Source organism: Dethiosulfovibrio faecalis, assembly GCF_021568795.1.
GTDB lineage: Bacteria > Synergistota > Synergistia > Synergistales > Dethiosulfovibrionaceae > Dethiosulfovibrio > Dethiosulfovibrio faecalis.
Genome location: NZ_JAKGUE010000013.1, coordinates 56,937 through 75,554 on the forward strand (window position 1 = coordinate 56,937; position 18,618 = coordinate 75,554).

General features: G+C 54.5%; 18 protein-coding genes. 7 read left to right on the forward strand and 11 right to left on the reverse strand.

The annotated features are described in order from the left end of the window. Nucleotides 1-12: 12 nt before the first annotated feature. From L2W58_RS09625 to L2W58_RS09640, 4 genes are read left to right on the forward strand one after another with little or no spacing between them, the layout of a single operon-like run. Nucleotides 13-657 carry a cyclase family protein gene (locus tag L2W58_RS09625; RefSeq protein ID WP_236103126.1) on the forward strand — a complete coding sequence of 215 codons (645 nt, stop codon included), beginning with the start codon at nucleotides 13-15 and terminating at the stop codon, nucleotides 655-657. A gap of 34 nt (nucleotides 658-691) precedes the next feature. Then, nucleotides 692-1,489 (forward strand): acetoacetate decarboxylase family protein, encoded by a 798-nt coding sequence (locus L2W58_RS09630; RefSeq protein WP_236103127.1) that lies wholly within the window; start codon nucleotides 692-694, stop codon nucleotides 1,487-1,489. Beyond that, nucleotides 1,486-2,292, forward strand: coding sequence for an SDR family NAD(P)-dependent oxidoreductase (locus L2W58_RS09635; protein WP_236103128.1), 807 nt, complete (start codon nucleotides 1,486-1,488; stop codon nucleotides 2,290-2,292). The genes L2W58_RS09630 and L2W58_RS09635 overlap by 4 nt, the downstream gene beginning before the upstream one ends. Before the next feature lie 18 nt (nucleotides 2,293-2,310). Beyond that, nucleotides 2,311-3,480, forward strand: coding sequence for a hypothetical protein (locus tag L2W58_RS09640; RefSeq protein ID WP_236103129.1), 1,170 nt, complete (start codon nucleotides 2,311-2,313; stop codon nucleotides 3,478-3,480). Between the two features lie 22 nt (nucleotides 3,481-3,502). Here the strand turns inward: L2W58_RS09640 and hisD are convergent, their stop codons facing one another. From hisD to L2W58_RS09655, 3 genes are all read right to left on the reverse strand, one after another. Beyond that, on the reverse strand, nucleotides 3,503-4,771 hold the full coding sequence (gene hisD / locus L2W58_RS09645; RefSeq protein ID WP_236103130.1) for a histidinol dehydrogenase: 1,269 nt from the start codon (nucleotides 4,769-4,771) through the stop codon (nucleotides 3,503-3,505). 218 nt (nucleotides 4,772-4,989) lie between these two features. Further along, a complete protein-coding gene (locus L2W58_RS09650) occupies nucleotides 4,990-6,147 on the reverse strand; it encodes a hypothetical protein (protein WP_236103131.1) in 1,158 nt (385 codons plus the stop codon). A 40-nt stretch (nucleotides 6,148-6,187) separates the two neighbouring features. Beyond that, nucleotides 6,188-6,922: a hypothetical protein gene (locus L2W58_RS09655; protein WP_236103132.1), complete on the reverse strand. Its 735-nt coding sequence runs from the start codon at nucleotides 6,920-6,922 to the stop codon at nucleotides 6,188-6,190. Nucleotides 6,923-7,124: 202 nt separating this feature from the next. On the opposite strand from L2W58_RS09655, the gene istA reads away from it, so the two are divergent. Genes istA through istB form a run of 3 tightly spaced genes read left to right on the forward strand, consistent with a single transcriptional unit; the run spans nucleotide 7,125 to nucleotide 9,355 of the window. Continuing rightward, the gene (istA, locus tag L2W58_RS09660; RefSeq protein ID WP_255700487.1) at nucleotides 7,125-8,447 is read left to right on the forward strand and encodes an IS21 family transposase; all 1,323 of its coding nucleotides are present in this window, start codon (nucleotides 7,125-7,127) and stop codon (nucleotides 8,445-8,447) included. Between the two features lie 21 nt (nucleotides 8,448-8,468). Beyond that, nucleotides 8,469-8,609, forward strand: coding sequence for a hypothetical protein (locus L2W58_RS09665; RefSeq protein ID WP_236103134.1), 141 nt, complete (start codon nucleotides 8,469-8,471; stop codon nucleotides 8,607-8,609). Next, nucleotides 8,606-9,355 carry an IS21-like element helper ATPase IstB gene (istB, locus tag L2W58_RS09670; RefSeq protein ID WP_236103135.1) on the forward strand — a complete coding sequence of 250 codons (750 nt, stop codon included), beginning with the start codon at nucleotides 8,606-8,608 and terminating at the stop codon, nucleotides 9,353-9,355. Before L2W58_RS09665 ends, istB begins: the two co-directional genes overlap by 4 nt. Before the next feature lie 430 nt (nucleotides 9,356-9,785). Here istB and L2W58_RS09675 read toward each other — a convergent pair whose 3' ends face one another. The 8 genes from L2W58_RS09675 to L2W58_RS09710 form a co-directional block, all read right to left on the reverse strand. Beyond that, nucleotides 9,786-10,763, reverse strand: coding sequence for a formimidoylglutamase (locus tag L2W58_RS09675; RefSeq protein WP_236103136.1), 978 nt, complete (start codon nucleotides 10,761-10,763; stop codon nucleotides 9,786-9,788). Between the two features lie 90 nt (nucleotides 10,764-10,853). Continuing rightward, the gene (locus L2W58_RS09680; protein ID WP_236103137.1) at nucleotides 10,854-12,884 is read right to left on the reverse strand and encodes a urocanate hydratase; all 2,031 of its coding nucleotides are present in this window, start codon (nucleotides 12,882-12,884) and stop codon (nucleotides 10,854-10,856) included. A 71-nt stretch (nucleotides 12,885-12,955) separates the two neighbouring features. Beyond that, complete coding sequence (locus tag L2W58_RS09685; protein ID WP_236103138.1) at nucleotides 12,956-13,585, reverse strand: cyclodeaminase/cyclohydrolase family protein; 630 nt, start codon at nucleotides 13,583-13,585, stop codon at nucleotides 12,956-12,958. A gap of 25 nt (nucleotides 13,586-13,610) precedes the next feature. After that, nucleotides 13,611-14,855, reverse strand: coding sequence for an imidazolonepropionase (gene hutI / locus L2W58_RS09690; RefSeq protein ID WP_236103139.1), 1,245 nt, complete (start codon nucleotides 14,853-14,855; stop codon nucleotides 13,611-13,613). Nucleotides 14,856-14,857: 2 nt separating this feature from the next. Then, on the reverse strand, nucleotides 14,858-15,775 hold the full coding sequence (gene ftcD / locus L2W58_RS09695; protein WP_236100024.1) for a glutamate formimidoyltransferase: 918 nt from the start codon (nucleotides 15,773-15,775) through the stop codon (nucleotides 14,858-14,860). 33 nt (nucleotides 15,776-15,808) lie between these two features. Beyond that, a complete protein-coding gene (locus L2W58_RS09700) occupies nucleotides 15,809-16,540 on the reverse strand; it encodes an IclR family transcriptional regulator (protein ID WP_236103140.1) in 732 nt (243 codons plus the stop codon). A 165-nt stretch (nucleotides 16,541-16,705) separates the two neighbouring features. Further along, nucleotides 16,706-18,016: a Na+/H+ antiporter family protein gene (locus tag L2W58_RS09705; RefSeq protein ID WP_236103141.1), complete on the reverse strand. Its 1,311-nt coding sequence runs from the start codon at nucleotides 18,014-18,016 to the stop codon at nucleotides 16,706-16,708. A gap of 103 nt (nucleotides 18,017-18,119) precedes the next feature. Next, nucleotides 18,120-18,618 (reverse strand): aromatic amino acid lyase (locus L2W58_RS09710; RefSeq protein WP_236103142.1); only part of this gene is annotated, 499 nt, incomplete at its 5' end.

Sequence of the window (18,618 nt, forward strand, 5' to 3'; positions counted from 1 at the left end):
GATGTTATTGGAGTGATCGTTTTGAATGTCGTGGATCTTACTCAGGTCATAAGGGAAGGTATGCCGGTCTATCCCGGCACCGAGCCGCCAAAGATAGTTCAGGCTACAACCGTGAAAAAGGAGGGTTTCGCTGAGAAGCTCATAACCATGTTCAGCCATACTGGAACCCATATGGATGCTCCCGCCCATATACTAAAGGAGGGGGCTACCCTGGATCAGATCTCGGCGGATCGCTTCGTCGGAAGGGCCGTGGTGGCGGATTTTTCAGGACTGTCTGGGACCATAGGGCTTTCCGAACTGGAGCGTTATGGCGACGATCTGGAGGGGTGCGATTTTTTCCTCTACCGTACCGGATGGTCCGACATGTGGGGAAAGGCGGAGTACTTCGAGGGATTTCCCGTTTTGTCCATTGAGGCCTGTGAATGGATTGTGGATAAAGGGATAAAGGGTATAGGCGTAGACGCCATATCGGTCGACCCGGTGGATTCGCTCGATCTTCCGAACCACAGGGTCTTTCTAGGGGCCGGTATGGTCATAGTGGAGAATCTCACGGGGTTGGAGGATCTTCCATCTTCGGTGACCCTGTGCTGTCTTCCTCTGAAAATAGCCGATTCCGACGGGGCACCCGTTCGGGCGGTAGCTCTGTTGGACTCTTAAAGTCGGTCTATTTTTTGCCGCATGGAGGTGAGTCATGAGAGGTCGGTTTCGTTTCAAGGATGACTTTGTGTATAAGATGCCGGTTCATTTCTCCGGCCATCCGTTCTATCCAGTGAGGGTGGTCTATGGGGATATGACCTGTATCTCCGTGCCCTTCGAGATAGATCCGGAAAGCATCGCCCGGTTTGTTCCGGAGGATTTCGAGATCTTGAAACCCAGGGTCGACGTCCAGTACTCCAATTGCCGCGACGTGGACTGGATGGCCGGAGGGGAGTACCGTTTGATCCAGGCCTCCGTTCCCGTGAGATATATGGGAAACGGAGAGGGGCTCGTGGGCGACTACGTTCTTGTCATATGGGAGAACAAGGCCTGTCCCATCATAGGAGGCAGGGAGGAGGACGGTATGCCCAAGCTTTACGCCGATATCCCGTCGGAGCGGCACAAGGAGGAGCATTGGTACACGGGAGCTTCCTACGAGGGCTCTACCTTTCTCTCCATGGACTTCCACAGGCAAGAAGAGGTGGAGTTGAAGTCCGGTGCTCTCGAGAATCACCGGGAGGTCAACTTCTTCGGCTGGAGATATATTCCCGATCTGGGAAAGGGAGGGGCCGCCCTCAGCCAGGCGACTCTCTATCCTCAGGAGATGGATGTGGTGCGTATGTGGACCGGAGAGGGAAGCCTTAACTGGACCGACTTAGGAGAAGAACGGCATCCGGGGCAGTTTTCCATAATTCGCGAACTTGCCCGATTGCCGGTGGTCCGATGGATGGAAGCCTCTATGTTTCAGGGATCCGCCAGATTAAACGTGGCCGATTCGAGGGTGTTGTCATGAACGGATATTACGAGGACAAGGTAGCGGTAGTAACGGGAGCGGCTTCCGGCATAGGACTCGGCCTGACGGAGGAGCTTCTTGCCAGAGGGTCGAGGGCGGTCTTCATGGCCGATTTCAACGAGGAGAACCTCACCAGGGAGTCGGGTAAACTGGACGACAGGTATCCGGGGCGGGTCTTCTCCGCCCTTACGGACGTCACGTCTCTAGATCAGGTGAGGCTCGTTCTGGAAAGGGCCAGGGATCTGGACGGACATCTGGACTTTCTGTTCAACAACGCCGGTGTCGGCCTGACCTTGCCGGTGGAGAAGGTTACCTTCGAGATGTGGCGGTCCGTCGTGGACCTGAACCTCATGGGGGTGGTGCACGGAACCTACACGGCTATCCCTATCATGAGGTCCCAGGGCTTCGGACATATAGTCAACACGGGCTCCGTGGCCGGGAAGGTTCCGATACCGTATCAGGCAGTGTACGCCGCTACCAAGAGTGCGGTCATATCGATGACCGAGTGTCTACAGTACGAGCTGGAGTGCGAGGGGTTGAACTTCAGCGTGTTCTGTCCCGGGAACGTCCGTACCGCTATTTTCGACGGTCTCGAGCCGCCGCCGGATTCCATCTCGGTGGACGAGGCGGTGGACTACGTCCTTCAGGAGGTGGAAGATAAAATGTTGTTGATAGTTTTCCCCCAGTCGATAAGGGAAGTGGATCGTCTTTATCGGGAGGACCGTGATCAGTTTGATAAACTGGCCAGGGATCTGGCCTCGGTTCGTAGGGAGAACTACAGGACGAAGGGGACCTATTTTTAGCATGGGTGGATTTTCCCGATGGATATGAGAGATTTTTTACGGGCTGAGATGGCAGTCTCCACCGAGTCCGCGGTACTCCTGACGGCCGGGGTCATTTCCCTGACCGCGTCGGCCCTGCTGTTTCCTATATCGAGAGGGATTTTGCCCTACTACGAGAACGGTCTTCTGGGGTTGCTCATGTTCGTCATGGCGGTGCAGATCATCACTTTGGGGAAGGCTCCTTTCGGAGACGTGGGGCGCGGACCTCTATGGACCGTTCTGGGGGTAGTCCTGGCCGGGATAGGTGTTGTGACCTGCTTTATCCCCGGTCTGTTTCGCGTCGTGCCCAGGTTGGTGCTTCTGGGCTCGATGGGTGTGGGCGGAGCGGCCATGTTCGTCCGTCTGTGTCTGGACGGTAGGAGGTTGGCGACTTGGTTGAGGCTAGGGGGAGTGTTCCTCCATCTGGCGGCGGCCTGCGGGGCCGCCTATTTGCTCTCCATGTCGATAGGCCTGTCCCTGTGGTCTCGAGAGATCCTCTCCGCTCGGCAGTATTCGGTACTTCTGATGGCCTATGGAGCTTCTCTGGTGTATCTGGCATTCGTTCTGGTGCCGGTCTATCGGGATCATCCTCCCGCTCGTACCGGAAATCTGTCACCGGATAAATCCATGATCCTCTTGGTGGGGGTCTTCATGGTTTTGCTCGGGGTGCTGCTGATTCCGGTGAGCTTGGGCTTACTGCCCTTTTCCGCAGGAGCTCAGCTAGGTCTGCTGATGGTTATATTCGCCGTACAGATGCTGGCTTTCGGCAACACTCCGGTGGGCTCTTTTTCCAGAACTCCGGCGGTTCTCCTCGTTGGGTTGCTCTTCACCGTGTTGGGAACGGCTTCCTGCATGGTTCCCGAGCTTCTGGTGCCCTTCTTGACCGTGGCTGTGGGGATCCTGAACGTGTTTGGCGGGGCGATAGGCATGTTCAAGCTGTGGTCGAGAAGGGGAAGGGGCCCCGATTTCGCCATCTTGAAGAGGTTGGGTAGAGTCCAGGTGGCGGTGAACATGTTCTCGATACTCTTCGGAGCCTCTATGCTGATATCCCGGCTTCTGCCCGGAACGGTTATCGGGATTATCTTGAGCCTTAACGGAGCTACCTTGCTCTATCTTCTACATCTGCTGGTGGAGATAGAAAAGATGAGCGGAGACCGTCGATCTTCATAGCGGCCTCCGCTTTTTTATAGGATCATTTGTTTTTGAGCCTTATCGATGCGGCTTTCCCATGGGCCTCAAGCCCTTCGGCCTTGGCCATGGCTTCGGCGACTGGGGCGAGCCGCGCTACTCCCTCCGGGGTCATCCTCTGAGATGTGCAGATCTTAGTGAATGTCCCGACCCAGACCCCGCCTGTGTAGCGAGACGCCCTAAGGGTGGGCAGGGTGTGGTTGCTGCCGGATACGTAGTCTCCGAACACCTCGGCGGACATCTCCCCGATGAACAGGGCTCCGTAGTTCGTCAGTGCCGGTATGAGGGTTTCCGGGTCTCGGACGGCCAGCTCCAGATGTTCCGGGGCGTAGCGGTTCGATATCTCGCAGGCCTGTTTCAGCGAGTCTACTATGACGATCTCGCCGTTTTCCCGCCAGGCTCTTCCGGCCATCTCGGCGGTGGCGAGGTCCTTCAGCTGTCTCTCCACCGCCGAGGCTGTGGCATTGGCGATGTCCTTGTCTGTACACAGAAGGATTCCTCTGGCGTTGAGGTCGTGCTCCGACTGGGCCAGTATGTCCGCCGCCAGTATCTCCGGATCGGCGCTTTCGTCGGCTATTATGAGCACCTCGCTGGGGCCCGCCACGAAGTCTATACCCACCTGGCCGTAGCACTGTCTTTTCGCTTCCGTGACGTAGCGGTTTCCGGGGCCGGCTATGACGTCCACCGGGGCTATCTGCTCGGTGCCGAACGCCATGGCGGCTATGGCCTGAGCTCCGCCTACCGCGTATATTTCGTCCACTCCCGCTATGGAAAGGGCAGACAGGGTCGCTGGGTGGATTTTATCGGTGCCCTTCATGACAGGAGAGCAGGCCACGATTCTCTTAACCCCTGCTACCGAGGCCGGTATGGCCAGCATGAGGGCGGTGGAGAAGAGGGGATAACCCCCTCCCGGGACGTAGCAGCCGCAGGATTCAACCGGGATGGCCCTGTGTCCCAGAAAGACGCCGGGCGATAGTTCCTGCTCCGGTAGGTCCGCCAAGGTCTCCTTCTGTCTTTCGGCGAAAGCCCTTATGTTGTGTGCGGCGGTCTTTATATAGTTCAGGAGCTCTGGATCGGTGGATGCTAGAGCTGCATCCGTTTCTTCTTGAGATATCCGAAGAGTTTCCCTCGTGGACAGGTCAAAGCGACGACAGTAGTCCAATAGGGCCTCGTCTCCTGAATCCTGCACGGATAGAACTATTCTCGATACCGTTGTTCTAAGCGATTCGTTCTCTTCTTGTCCCTTTTTCGTTGGCCTTTTAAGTATCTTCACCTCGAAGCCCCCTTTGGTGTTGCTGTGATCACGTTAGTTTGTCAAAGTAGTATAGGGCAGATGACCCGGTCTCTCAAGTGTGTACTCCATACCTATATGTAAGACTCGTGTCGAAAGGTTCCGATCTATCAGTTTTAGCTATTGGCTATGATCGATGATGTTATAAAAAAGGGTAAGAGAGCGAAGCTCTAGAGAGCCGCTCTCTTACCCTTTGGGCATTATACGAACGTATGAACGGTTCTGTATAGCTCGGGACTATAGCCGTCTGGTGCCACTATTCCCAACCGTCTGGCGATCTGATTTTTTAAGGTCGAGTCCAAGTGAGCAAACATGTTTCCTGCTGCTCCGATGGGTTCGGTAAGTCTGAAATCGCCGGGCTTATCCTGAGTTGCCACCATGATACCTAAAGAGGTTGAAACCCGGAATCGGGATTCGGACTGGTTGGCGTTCCCTTCGGTCTCTCCCCCTATCGTTGAACCATGGGCTATGACCGACGACAGATCCTTCCTCAACTCTTTAAGGGTCTCTATCTCCCGGTCGATTCGTTCCGTGGCCTTTACAGCTGACTTTGGATCCATTATCAGGATGACCCTTGGGTCTGCCTCAAGACGTTGTCGGACCGTGAGTTCCTCTGGGTCGTCTACCACCTTGTAACGGGTCTTCCACGCCTTTGCTACGTACATCCTAGGGGCATCTGGATCGACTTCATCCGGCAGCTTAGAGTCGTCCCAGGATCCTTCCACCGATATGGACGGGCCCTGTATGACCTTGACCTCCGATAGTTGGTCCACCGACTCCATCACCTCGGCAACGTCCCACTCCTGCCCATTCTCGGCTCTTGTCAGGGCCCTTTGGAGCATGTCGGGGTTTTCCTGTCCCTCCATGGTGGTAGGCATCCCGTAATAGCCGCCGCCTTGTTCGAACACCAGGTTAGAGGCGCACGCCGCCAAGGCCTCCGCTTCTGAGCCACTTTTTCCCGCCATCTTCAGTCCCATGGACCATATATCCTTTTTGGCGTTTTCCTGAAGCCCCCTCATCCTCATCTGCAATCGAATCCTGTCGGAGTCGGATAGATCTGTATCCTCGGCCAGGACGGAGATTTTTCTCATCTCTTCCAGGGTCTCTCCCAGCTTGGAGATGGTCTCGTCCATGAGCTTGAGAGCCGGGTCGGCGTTGTTTGAGGATGTTTTATCGTTCCATAGAGTGGTTTCCTCACTTCTTATCTGAAGTCTTTTCCCTAGGTCGGAGATCTTCAGTGAGTCGCCAAAGGTTCCTAATGGGATGGATCCTGCAATTCGCTGAGTTGGGCTGATCATCCCTGGATTTTTCCAGTTGGCGAAGACCCCTAATTCCAGCTTAGTTCCATCTATATGCATTAACTCCCCACCTTTCTATAAGGTTGTTTTTGAATTGTTTTTATGGATAGTATTTTAGCTCTCTTGCAAAAATTGTGTTTCCAAACTTTATTTTTTGAGACATTGTTACACCTGAGATATCTTTTGCTGTAAAGGTTCCCTCTGGGAGCTTATTAGGATTTAAAGCACTGACTTGCCAAAGAGGGAAAAAATGGATATATCCCACATGGGGAGAACCTGAGTTACCCATATACCCATATATTGTTTTTGCGTTAGCCCCTTCTCCTATGATAAGAATAGGCCAACATGTTCCGTTGTTAACTTTTTTCATGCTTAAAAAAGCGCTATGACGAAATTGTTCCGCTACGTTTATTGGAGAGAGATTATACTCTCCCCTTATCCCATAATGATAAGGAATATCATTGGGGTCTAGTTCTGATGGTGGTAGCTTTTTTATGGCCATGCTAGCTACAGCGATATATAACATATCTGTTGGTCTATGGTACCAATATACTTGTTCTTCAATATTTTTCATTGAGGGCCAAGTGGTGAAATAGTTAGGTTTTGGGTATTGAGATTTAATATTTGAGGCTGATTTATCCCATGCTGGGCGGTGTTCTCCTAGAGGAATTTCCTTGTATTGGCTCCCATTGAATTTAAATTGAATTACATTGTCTGTTTCCGTTAGATCCCATGTTGTCACGTTTACATTTGGATCAGCTTCGGCTCTTGATAAAAAGATCAGAGCCAATAAAAAGAATGCGCATGTTATTTTTGAACTGATTGTATGTTTCATGTCACACTCCTCCTTAGAGATATGGTGCAAGATTGTTTTTACTGTTGTTCCTGCTGCTGAAAAAGGTTGTGTTTGATACTCTAAAAGGGGCCCACTTTAGGGCTCTTTGATAGCCGAAAAAGGGACCACCCCGACAAGTCCATGTATCATCTTCGGAAGAGAGGACTAATCTTTTCCGGGGAGATGAGAGGAGATGTACGGGATGGTCGACAAAGAGTTTATCCGAAAACAGCATTTCAGCAAAGGGGTATCGATTCGAGAATTGTCTCGGACGCATAAGATGAGCCGCAAGACCATTCGTAAATTTTTGGTCGACTCGTCGATACCGCGATACACACGTAATCTTTCTCGTCTCAAGCCCGTGACGGGGCCGTATTGTCCCGTGATTCTTTCCTGGCTGAAGAAGGATCTCGAGGCTCCCAAGAAGCAACGGCACACAGCGAAGAGAATCTACGACCGCCTGGTCGTTGAATACGATTTTCAAGGGGCAGAGTCGACGATACGAGCGTTGGTTCGGGAGCTTCGAAAAGAGATCGATCCAGATCCTCGTTCATTTATTCCCCTCAGTGCGGAACCAGGAGAGCAGGGGCAGGTGGATTGGGGAGAGGCGACAGTCCGTATTGGAGGGGGGAACGGAAAGGTATTTCTTTTTTGTATGAGGCTACGCTACAGCGGAGCCCCCTACGTTAGAGCCTTCCCAAACGCCAAGCAGGAGAGCTTTCTGGCAGGTCATCGTTACGGTTTTGAGTTTTTTGGAGGTATTCCCAAGGAATGCCTCTACGACAACCTCTCTTCTGCGGTCAGCAAGGTCCTGAAGGGTCCGAAGAGAGTCGAAAACCCATGGTTCTCCAGCCTGAAAGGACATTACCTTTTCGAAAGCCAATTTTGCGGAGTAGCGAAGGGCAACGAAAAGGGGTCCGTGGAAAATCTGGTCGGCTTTGTTCGACGCAATGCCTTGGTTCCGGTTCCAGAGGTGCCGGACTTGGAGACGTTGAATGCTCATCTGGAGGAATGGTGTCTGGTTCGTAGAGGAAAGCGGTGGAACGAGGAAGAAAAGCATCTCAATCCCCTTCCCTCCATTCCTTTCGATTGCGCAATTACGGTTCAGCTTAGAGTGAGTCCTACGTCCTTGATTCGTTACGACGGGAACCTGTACTCCGTCCCAGTCGGTCATGAAAGGGAAATCGTCACGGTCTGCGCTAGATGGGACGAGGTGGCGATAATGGGTAAGGAATCGCTTCTCGCCCAGCATCGTCGACTCTTTGACAAGGGGAAATGGGGCCTTGAGCTGGAACACTATCTTCCTGCCATAGCGAAAAAGCCGAGATCGGTTAAAAACGCCACAGTTGTCCGAGAGTTAGGCCCTATCTGGCAAGAGGCGAGAAGACGGCTTTGCTCCGACCCTGAAGGCTATCGTGTGCTGGTGGCAATCCTCATGCTTCATCGAGAGATACCCCAGGATAAGTTGACACGGGCCCTCGGAAAAGCTCTCGAACTTCGACAGCTTTCGGCAGAAGCTGTTTGACAGATCGCGCTCAACGGGAGGATGGACGATAAAACCGGAGACGCCTACACCCTTAAATGTCTTGGGGAGAAAACTATCCGGCTGGACCGGTGCGACAAAGAGATGACGCCAGCAGATCTGAACCACTTCGACAGGCTTCTCCAGGGAGGTGCTGTGTCATGATGGACGAACTCAGGGATAGAGCCATTGAAAAGCACTGTAGGGAACTGAAAATGCCGGGTATGGCAACGGAATACGATCACCTTCTTCGAGAGGGTGAACATCCTAAAGATTACCTCCTTGACTGTCTCGAAGCTGGATCTCGTTCGAAATTGGAGCGAAAGCTTAAGTTCCTCACCCGTAATGCAAAACTGCCTTACACCAGGACGCTTGCGGGATTTGACTTCTTAAGAGCTCCGGATATCAGGAAGGACCAAATTCTTGAGCTCGGAGATGGAGGATTTCTCAAAAAAGGGGAGAACCTCATCCTCCTGGGGAAATCAGGAACAGGTAAACCCCATATAGCTATAGGGGTCGCCATGGCATGCATCGCTCAGGGCTATTCGGTACGATTTACCACCGCCATGGGCTTGGCGCAGGAGCTCTTAGTCGCTAACGACGAACATCGCCTCAAAAAGGCCCTTGCCCGATACGAGAAATGCGATCTGGTCATAGTGGACGAATTAGGCTATCTGGGGCTCGGTCCAGGAGGCCCCATGCTCTTTCAGTTCTTTGCCGAACGCTATGAACGACGGAGCGTCTGCATCACCACGAACCTGGAATTTCGTCGCTGGACAGAGATCTTCGGGGATGTAACTATGACTGAGGCTATGCTGGATCGCTTGACTCATCATGCTCATATATTCGTCTTCAAGGGGGAATCCTATCGCTTTGCCCAAAGAATCGCCGATGTCAGCTCTGAAAATTAAACAAGAGGGTGGGTCCCTTTTGGACTATCGAGGTGGGCCCCTTTTGGGTTGTCAAAAACAAAAGGTGTCGATATCTGATAAAAATATCACCTCCCATTTTTGTTATCGGTTCAATTTCCCCTAAAATATAGCCTTTATCAAAAATAAAGCAGATGATTTTTGTTGATTATTTGGGGCTGGGGTAGTTTTTAAGAGGTTTTGTTTGGTTGCTTTTTAATTAAGCGCTTTGGCGTAAGAGGTTTGTTTCTCAGCGTGGATTTTATTATGTTGATAAGTCCTCGACGAGAGAGAAGAGTTCTCTCTCGTCGGCAGTGCTTGCTGTTGCTGCTGGTATTCTTAGATTATTCCGCGAGGATGTTGCCTTTAAGCGGGTGGATGTTTTTTATTTTTAGATAGTTTTTAGATTTGCTGGTGCTTCTCTCCCCCGAGGTCAGCCTCTTTCTCTAAATCCCTTGCAGAACCAGAACAAAGTTGAGGCGCAGAGGGCGGCGGTTCTACCTCCCTCGTCCAGGGGAGGGGACATCTCCATTATGTCCAGATATTTTATCCTGTCGGTCCTTCCGGCTAGATAGGCCACCTTCTCCAGCTCCGGGGCCTTGAAACCTCTGGGGTTGCTGGCCGACGCTCCAGGGGCCTCGTGGCTGCGGACCGAGTCGATATCTATCGACAGGGCCACCGCTCTGGTGCCGTCGCAGGCTACCCGACTGGCCTCCAGAAAGTATTCCATCGGTCTAGTCCCGACGGAGCTGAGGGTCAGCACCGTGGCTCCTTTGTCCTTAACCCACCTGTAGTAATGGGGCGAGTTGTATTGTTCCTGTATGCCGAACTCGACGAAGGATCGCCCAAGTAAGGCTCTGTCGGGCAGTTCCTCGAGAGCCCTGCGAAAGGGGGTTCCGCTGGTTATGCCGTGGCTCATATCCCTGACGTCCAGGTGGCTGTCCACGTTTATCACTCCCAGCTGTCCTTCCTTAAGACTCGATCCCTCCACCAGGCCGAGCAGCCCTGGGTAGGTGAGGTCGTGGCCCCCTCCTAAGACCACCGGGAAAACCCCGGCGGAGACGATCTTTTTTACCGTCTCGGTGAGGTTTTTGTGGGTTCCGGCCAGGTCGTCTCCTATGGGGACGTCGCCCAGATCCACCATGGAGAGGTCGCTGACGTCCAGCCCGAACCCCGGGGTCAGGCGATAGAAGGACCGGCGAATTGCCTTCGGGCCCAGGGCGGCTCCCTGCTTGCCTCCGTTGGCCTTTATTCCCCTGTCCTCCGGTACACCTACCAGGGCTATCTGGGCCGATTTCAGGGCCTCGTCGATATCTCTTGAAACCGGTTTTACCAGGTCTCCCAGTCTAGGGTCCATGGGGTCGTCTCTGCTGTAGAAAAGCTCCGGTTCCGGCGGTATCATCGATAACATGTTCTTTTCCTCCGATCTTTTTTCGTTTTCAAAAAGGGAGAGGCACCCTCGGTCGGGCACCTCTCCTTCTATGTTCGTATGTCTTGGACTTTACTTCTTCTTCCAGGCGCTGTCCACCACCGAGCTTATCAGGTCGGTGTCGGGGATGTAGGGCAGGGTTATGTGGTAGTCTCCACTGTATTTTTCGTTGACCTCTCCGCTGACCTCTATGGCGTGGTCGCAGCGGGCCCAGGCTCTTCGGGCCACTCCGCCGAGGACGTCCCACATCATGGCGGATTTGAGGATCTCGTCGGTTCTCTCAGATCCGTCCAGGACCATTCCGAATCCTCCGTTGATGACCTTTCCTATTCCCACTCCTCCGCCGTTGTGAAGGGCGCAGAGGGTCATCCCTCTGGCGGCGTTTCCGGCGAAGCACTGGGTGGCCATGTCGGCGCAGATGTTGCTGCCGTCCTTTATGTTGGAGGTCTCCCTGTAGGGGGAGTCGGTTCCCGATACGTCGTGATGGTCTCTTCCTAGCATGACCGGACCTATCTCTCCCTTGCGTACCATCTCGTTGAACTTGAGGGCGATGTTGGTCCTTCCCTCGGCGTCCTGGTAGAGGATCCTGCACTGGGTCCCCACCACCAGTTTGTTTTTCTCCGCGTCCCTGATCCAGATCCAGTTGTCGTAGTCCTGTGACCTGCGGTTAGGGTCGATGCAGTCCATGGCGGCCTTGTCGGTCTTGCGAAGGTCTTCGGGGTTTCCGCTGAGGCAGCACCAACGGAAGGGTCCGTAGCCGTAGTCGAACAGAACCGGTCCCATGATGTCCTCGACGTAGGATGGCCATACGAAGCCGTCGTGGGTGTCCTTGCCGTTTTTGCATATCTCCGTTACCCCGGCGTCGTAGACGGCTCTCATGAAGGAGTTGCCGTAGTCGAAGAAGTAGGTCCCCTTGGCTGTGAGCTTCTTTATAACCTCGTAGTGTCTGCGAAGGGTCTCGTCCACCTTCTCACGGAATTTTTCCGGAGCGTCGTGGAGCATGGCGGTGCGTTCCTCGAAAGTCATGCCCGCGGGGCAGTAGCCTCCGTCGTAGGGAGCGTGGCAGGATGTCTGATCCGAGAGAAGGGGAATCTCTATGCCCTCTTTGTCCGCATACTCCAGCAGGTCCACTATGTTACCGTGATATGCGATGGAGAGAGGTTCCTTTTTCTCCATCGCCTCTTTGGCCATGGAGAAGGCCTCCTCGCAGGTCTTTGCGACTCGGCTGACCCAGCCCTGGCTGTGGCGGGTCTCTATGCGGGAGTAGTCCACCTCGGCGACGATTCCCACCCCTCCGGCGATCTCGATCGCCTTGGGCTGGGCTCCGCTCATGCCACCCAGTCCGGAGGAGACGAACAGGATGCCTGCCAGGTTTTCCTTGGGGCCGACTCCCAGCCTCTGTCTGGCGGCGTTGAGGACGGTGTTGAAGGTTCCGTGGACGATTCCCTGGGGGCCGATGTACATCCATCCACCGGCGGTCATCTGGCCGTAGTTGGTAACTCCCAGCTGCATTCCCCTGTGCCATTCGGCCTGGTTGTCGAATATGCCGATCAGGAGGCCGTTGGTGAGGATAACCCTGGGCGCATCGGGCTTGGATTTGAACAGTCCAAGAGGATGGCCGCTTTCCAGGACAAGGGTGGTGTCCTCGGTAAGCTCCTCGAGATATTTCTTTATGAGCCTGTACTGTAGCCAGTTTTGAAATACCTGTCCGGTCTCTCCGTAGGTGACCAGCTCGTAGGGGTAGAGGGCCACGTCGAAGTCCAGGTTGTTGTCTATCATAACCTGAAAGGCCTTGCCGGCGGTGCACTTGCCCTTGTACTCGTCTATGGGTTTGCCGTGGAGCTCTCCGGCCGGGCGATATCTGTAGGCGTATATCCGTCCCATGGTGCGAAGCTCCTCCATGAACTCGGGAGCCAGCTTTTCGTGAAGCTCCTTGGGGACGTAACGGAGGGCGTTTTTGAGAGCCAGCTCGGTCTCGGCCTTGCTGAGGTTCCAGCCCCTGTCGGGGGCACGGCGGATACCCTTGGCGAAATCGGGATACTCGGGAAGCTCGTTTCCAAGCTTTATGGTCATGGTTTTCTCTGTCATCTGGTTATAGTCCATGTTAGAATACCTCCAAGTTCTTCAATGTCGTCGTCGGAGTTTCCTTGGTCGGGGCTCCGGCGATTTTTTATTCAGCTTATGGCGGCCTCGACGGCCTTCTCGATCGATGCGGATGTTTCCTCGATGAGCTTCAGGGTTTTCTCCATGTCGACTTTGGCCTTGTCGGCGAAGGCCTTGTCCTTGAGGCCCATCAGGTTGATCTTGACGTTGTAGGAGGCCGCTACCGCCGCGGCTCTGGCGAGGACGGCGGCGGATCCGGCGTCGGTGACAGCGTTGGAGTTGCCCTTTTCGCAGGCTATCTTGGCCAGCTCTACCATGTCCAGACACTTGGTCATGGTCTCGAAGGGAACCTCTATGGCCTTCTTCGTTGCCTGCTGAATGGCCTCGGAACGGGCCGTCTTCTCATCGTCGGTTCCTTTTGGCATCTTGAGGGCCGCCATGAAGAGGTTGAAGGCCTCCGTGTCTTTCTCCATCAGGTTCAGAAAGGCCCGGTGGAGCTCGTTGCCGTCGGAGCGGACCTTTTCCATCGCATCCCAGTTGTCCCTGTATTTTTCCTTGCCTACGGTCAGACTGGCGACCATGGAGCTCAGGGCGGCTCCCAGAGATGCGGCCAGGGCCGCTACGCTGCCCCCCCCGGGAGCGGGAGAGTCGGAGGCGAGTTCCTCCACGAATCCCTTTACAGTAAGTTCGGAGAGTTTCATTTAAAAGACCCCTTTCTTTTCGTTTTTAGGCTACCTGTACGCCCTTTTTGTAGACCTCTACCACGGGAGACACCCCTGCGTGATAGGCCAGTATGGCGGGGCTTTCGCCGTCCAAGAGCAAAAAGTCCGCCTGCTTGCCGACCTCCAGGCTTCCCACCCTGTTCTGTAGTCCCAGGGACCAAGCAGGGTTGAGGGTTGTGGCGACCAGAGCTTCCTCGACGGTCATGTCCATGTTCATAACCCCGAGGCCGAACACGAAGGGTATGGACTCGGTGAAACAGGATCCGGGATTGCAGTCGGTGGCGAGAGCCACCGGTACTCCCAGGTCGATCATCTTTCTTACAGGAGCGTAGGGTTTCTTGAGGCTGTAGGCGGTGGCGGGAAGGACGTCGGCTATGACGCTGTTTACCGCCATGGATCTCAGGTTTTTCTCGTTGGCCGCCAGCAGGTGTTCCGCCGAGACCGTCCCGAGTTCCGCCGCAAGTCCGGCTCCTCCAGTGTCGTGGACCTCGTCGGCGTGGATTCTCAGCAGGAAGCCAAGCTCTCTGGCCTTCTCTAGTATCCTCCTGCTCTGGTCCACGGTGAAAACCCCTTCTTCGCAGAAGACGTCGCAGTATTTAGCTATTCCCTGTTCCTTTACGGCAGGAAGCATCTCCTCTACCATGATGTCCACGAACTTGTCCGGGTTCCCCTTGTACTCGGTGGGCACTGCATGGGCTCCCATGAAGGTGGGGGCTATGTCCAGAGGGGTTTCTCTGGCGATTCGACCTATCACCGAGAGCATCTTGAGCTCCGATTCGGTGGTGAGTCCGTAGCCGCTCTTTATCTCGAGGGTGGTGGTGCCGAAGTTGAGAGCGGAGAGGACGTTGTCCAGGGTCGTCTCGAAGAGATCGTCCTCTGTGGCCTCGTGGACCGATCTCACAGAGGAGAGGATGCCTCCTCCTGCTTTGAGTATCTCCAGGTAGGGAGTTCCGGCCAGCCTCATGGAGAACTCGCTCTCCCTGCGTTTTGCGAAGCATATGTGGGTGTGGGGATCGACGAAACCCGGAATCATGCAGGTCCCTTCGCAGTCCACCTCCATGTCCACGTCCATCTCCTCCGCCTTGATCAGGACGTCCTTCTCGTCTCCTATGGCGGCGATGAGGCCGTTTTCGCAGAGCAGGGCGCCCTTTTCATAGGTCGCGACCCGGCCCTGATCGGATCCGGCCAGGGGCGCGTCGCCGCCGATGGGGGTGGTTATACGGGCGTTGCGGAAAAGGGTGGCCGTCATCTTTAATTCTCCTCTCTCATAAGCTCCAGCAGCTTGAGCTCCAGTACCTGGTTGGGATCGAAGTCGTCTATCTGCATGTAGTAGGCTGCGCTGTCCAGCATGGCCGCTACCGGGATCATGCCGTATACCTCGGTGCCGTTTACGGTGACTCCCCAACGGGCCGCCTCCATACGGATGAACTCCAGGGCCCTGTATATGGCGGTTTTGTCGTAGTCGACTATGTTCATGCTGACCTGGACCATTCCCTTGTCCTCAAGGGCGAGACCTATCCCCTTGACGGCGGTGAAGCCTCCGCCGGAGGCGCGGACCCTCTTGCCGATGGTCTTTGCGATCTCGACGTCGGTGGTGTTCAGGTTGACGTTGAAGGCGACCAGGAACTTACGGGCCCCTATTACCGTGGCTCCTGCGGTGGGATGCAGCTTGGGCTCTCCCAGATCGGGATGGCGTTCGGGCTTTGTTATCTCTTCCTTGAGCCCCTCGTACTGTCCCTTGCGGATTACCTCCAGTCTGGTGCGGTCGGGGCGGATCGCCGCGTCCTCGTAGTAGTAGACTGGGACGTTCAGCTCCTCGTGGAACCTTTTTCCGAAGGAGCGGGCCAGCTCGACGCATTCGTCCATAGAGATGCCGCTGATGGGGGTGAAGGGGATGACGTCGATGGCTCCCATGCGGGGATGGGCTCCTTTGTGGGTGTTCAGGTCTATGTTGTCCACCGCGACCTTGGATGCCGCCATCACGGCGTCGGAGATCGCCTGAGGCTCTCCGGCCAGGCTCACGACCAGACGGTTGTGGTCCTCGTCGGCTCTGTAGTCAAAGAGGTAGCAGCCTTTCTGCTCTTTGAAGGGTTTCACTATAGACTCGATAACGTCCTGTCTTCTGCCTTCGCTGAAATTGGGCACGCACTCGATCAACTGTTTTGCCATGGTTTTCCCTCCTGATATTTTAGGGCTCGATCGCTATAAGGACCGCCCTATTTTTCTAGCCGCTTCCTGAAGATCCTCGAGCAGCTCTTCCTCTCGTCCGTCGAAACTGGTCACCAGACCCGCTATGCCCAGTTGCGCTACGAAAGAACCTTTAGAGTCGAACAGAGGCACGCTGATATCTCCTGCGTGTTCGATCCACTCCTCTTTGCTTATGGCGTAGCCTCTAAGTCTGATCTCGTCGATATCTTTTCTGAGCTTTGCCGCTTTTTCGTATCCCGACTTGTGCAGTATTTTCTCTCGAGCTTCTTCTCTGCAGTAGGACAGGAGGATTTTTCCGGTCGCTCCCGATTGAAGGGGGATCTTCATTCCCTTGTGGGCGACGAATTTAACCGACATGGTCGGTTCCACCGTGTGAATGCAGAGTCCCTCCTTCCCTTCCATAACGCTCATTATGGAGGTCTTGGAGGTTTTCTCCACCAGTTTGCGCATTACGGGGTCGGAGATTCTGATGAGTTCGTCGTAAAAGGATACGTTTCGGTGAAGAAGAAAAAACCTTATTCCCGGGCGATATTGGTCGGTGTCTATGTCGCGGTAGATCCATTCCTGTTCCTCCAGGGAGGCCAGAAAACGGTGGACGGTGCTTCTGGGGATATCTGTCTCCCTCTCTATGTCCCTTATACTGAGGTTATGCTCGGAGGAGCAGAGCAGGTCCATTATTCTCGCTACTTTACCGACTGCGTCCAGCTTGTCTTTGCGTTCTGTCATGCGGACCTCCAAAAATGGGACAGATTGTCTCAAATGTGACTACCCATAAATTATCCCATTCCCGATATCTTGTCAATAAGGACGGTCGTGCCAAAAAGCCCGGACCTTTTAAGGTCCGGGCTTTTTCTTGGAGAGGTTCGTCTCGTTTGTACGTTTTATCTCAAGTTAGAATATAACCAGCGATCCGATCATTGCGAAGACGATTAGTATTATGTTGTAGTGCAGAAAGGTCGGTACGCAGGTGTCCCAGATGTGGTCGTGCTGTCCATCGGCGTTGAGTCCCGAGGTGGGCCCGAGGGTCGAGTCGGAGGCCGGAGATCCGGCGTATCCAAGTGCCGCTGCCGCAGCTATGAGGCAGACCGTCGCGGCCGGAGAGAATCCCAGTTTTATGGCCAGAGGGCAGTAGATTGCGGCTATTACCGGAATGGTGCCGAAGGACGTTCCGATGCCCATCGTGACCAGAAGGCCGACTGTAAGCATGAGAAGGGCTCCGTAGGCTTTACTGCCACCTACCATTCCCACGATGCTCTCGACCAGGAGGTCGACCGCCTTGGTCTCCCTTATGACCGAGCCGTAACCGGCCGCTACGAGCATGATTATCGCTATCATACCCATTATTCCGAGGCCGCCGGACATGACCTCGTCCAGGCTCTTCCACTTAATCGCACCGGTCGCGACCATTATGCCCAGAGCCGCTACGGCACCCAGGGGCAGAGAGCTGGTCTTGAGCTGGATGACGAAGGCTACCACGACGGCGACGAGGGTCATCCAGTGGGAGGTGGTCATGTGCTCGGGAATTTCCTTGACGTCCTCCAGACCGGCCACAGGCCTGTCTTCGTAGTCCCTGGTCTTGTTATAGGATATGAATATAGCGACCAGAAGGCCTATGACCATTCCCGCCCCAAGTATCCAGGAGGAGTGCCATATATCTCCGCCGGATACGGCTATGCCGTTGGCTGTCATCTCCCTGGCGATGATTCCGTGGAATATAAGTCCGAATCCAGCGGGAAGTGCGATGTAGGGAGCCTTGAGGCCGAAGGTTAAGGCACAGGCTACCGCCCTTCTGTCCTGCTTGAGCTTGTTGAACAGTCCGAGCAGTGGCGGGATCAATATGGGAATGAAGGCTATGTGGACCGGAATCAGGTTCTGAGAAAGACAGGCCACACCGGCGATGATGAGGAGCAGCATGTGCTTTTTATCCTTGACCACCTTGGTCAGCTTGACGCTGAGAAGCGAGGCCAGTCCGGTCTTGCTGATGGCTACCGCCAGGGCTCCGAGGAGGACGTAGCTTAACGCCGTCTCGGAGTTACCGCCCATTCCACCTATGAGGACGCTCATGGTCTCGCCTATAGGTATTCCTGCGGTTAGCCCCGCCACCAGGGCGGCGATTATAAGCGCTAATATCACGTTCAGATTGAGAAGACACAGGACTATCATGGTGCTGACTGAAAGTACCACGGGATTGAGCAATAGCATGGTGACGTCCCCCTTAGTCTTTTTTTCTTTTTGAGACGAACCGTATAAGAGTCACCGTGGAGGTGTCTCGTTCCAACGTCATCGTGCAGTTCTTTGGTCTGTTCTAGGCCAGTTCTCCCACTGCTTTCTCGACCGCTTCCACCAGGGATCCGGATTTCACGACGGAGATGGCCTGGTCCATGAGGGGATAGAGGAAGACGTCCTTTTCTATGTAGGGAACTTCCTCACGGAATCTATCGTAGGCCGCCTTGGTTCCCTTCCCAGGGTTCAAAGGCTTGGAGAAGTCTATTCCCTGGCATGCGGAGAGTATCTCTATACCCAAGACCTTCTGGACGTTCTCCAGTATCCTGGTTCCCTTGAGGGAGGCCCAGTATCCCATGGATACGTGGTCTTCCTGGTTGGCCGAGGTGGGAATGGAGTCTACCGAAGCGGGATGGGCCAGTGTCTTGTTCTCCGACACCACCGCCGCCGCTGTGTACTGACTGATCATGAAGCCGCTGTTCACGCCGCTGTCGGCGATTATAAAGGGAGGCAATCCGTTGGAGAGGCTCTTGTCCACCATACGGGAGACCCTGCGCTCGGAGATGCTTCCGAGCTCGGCC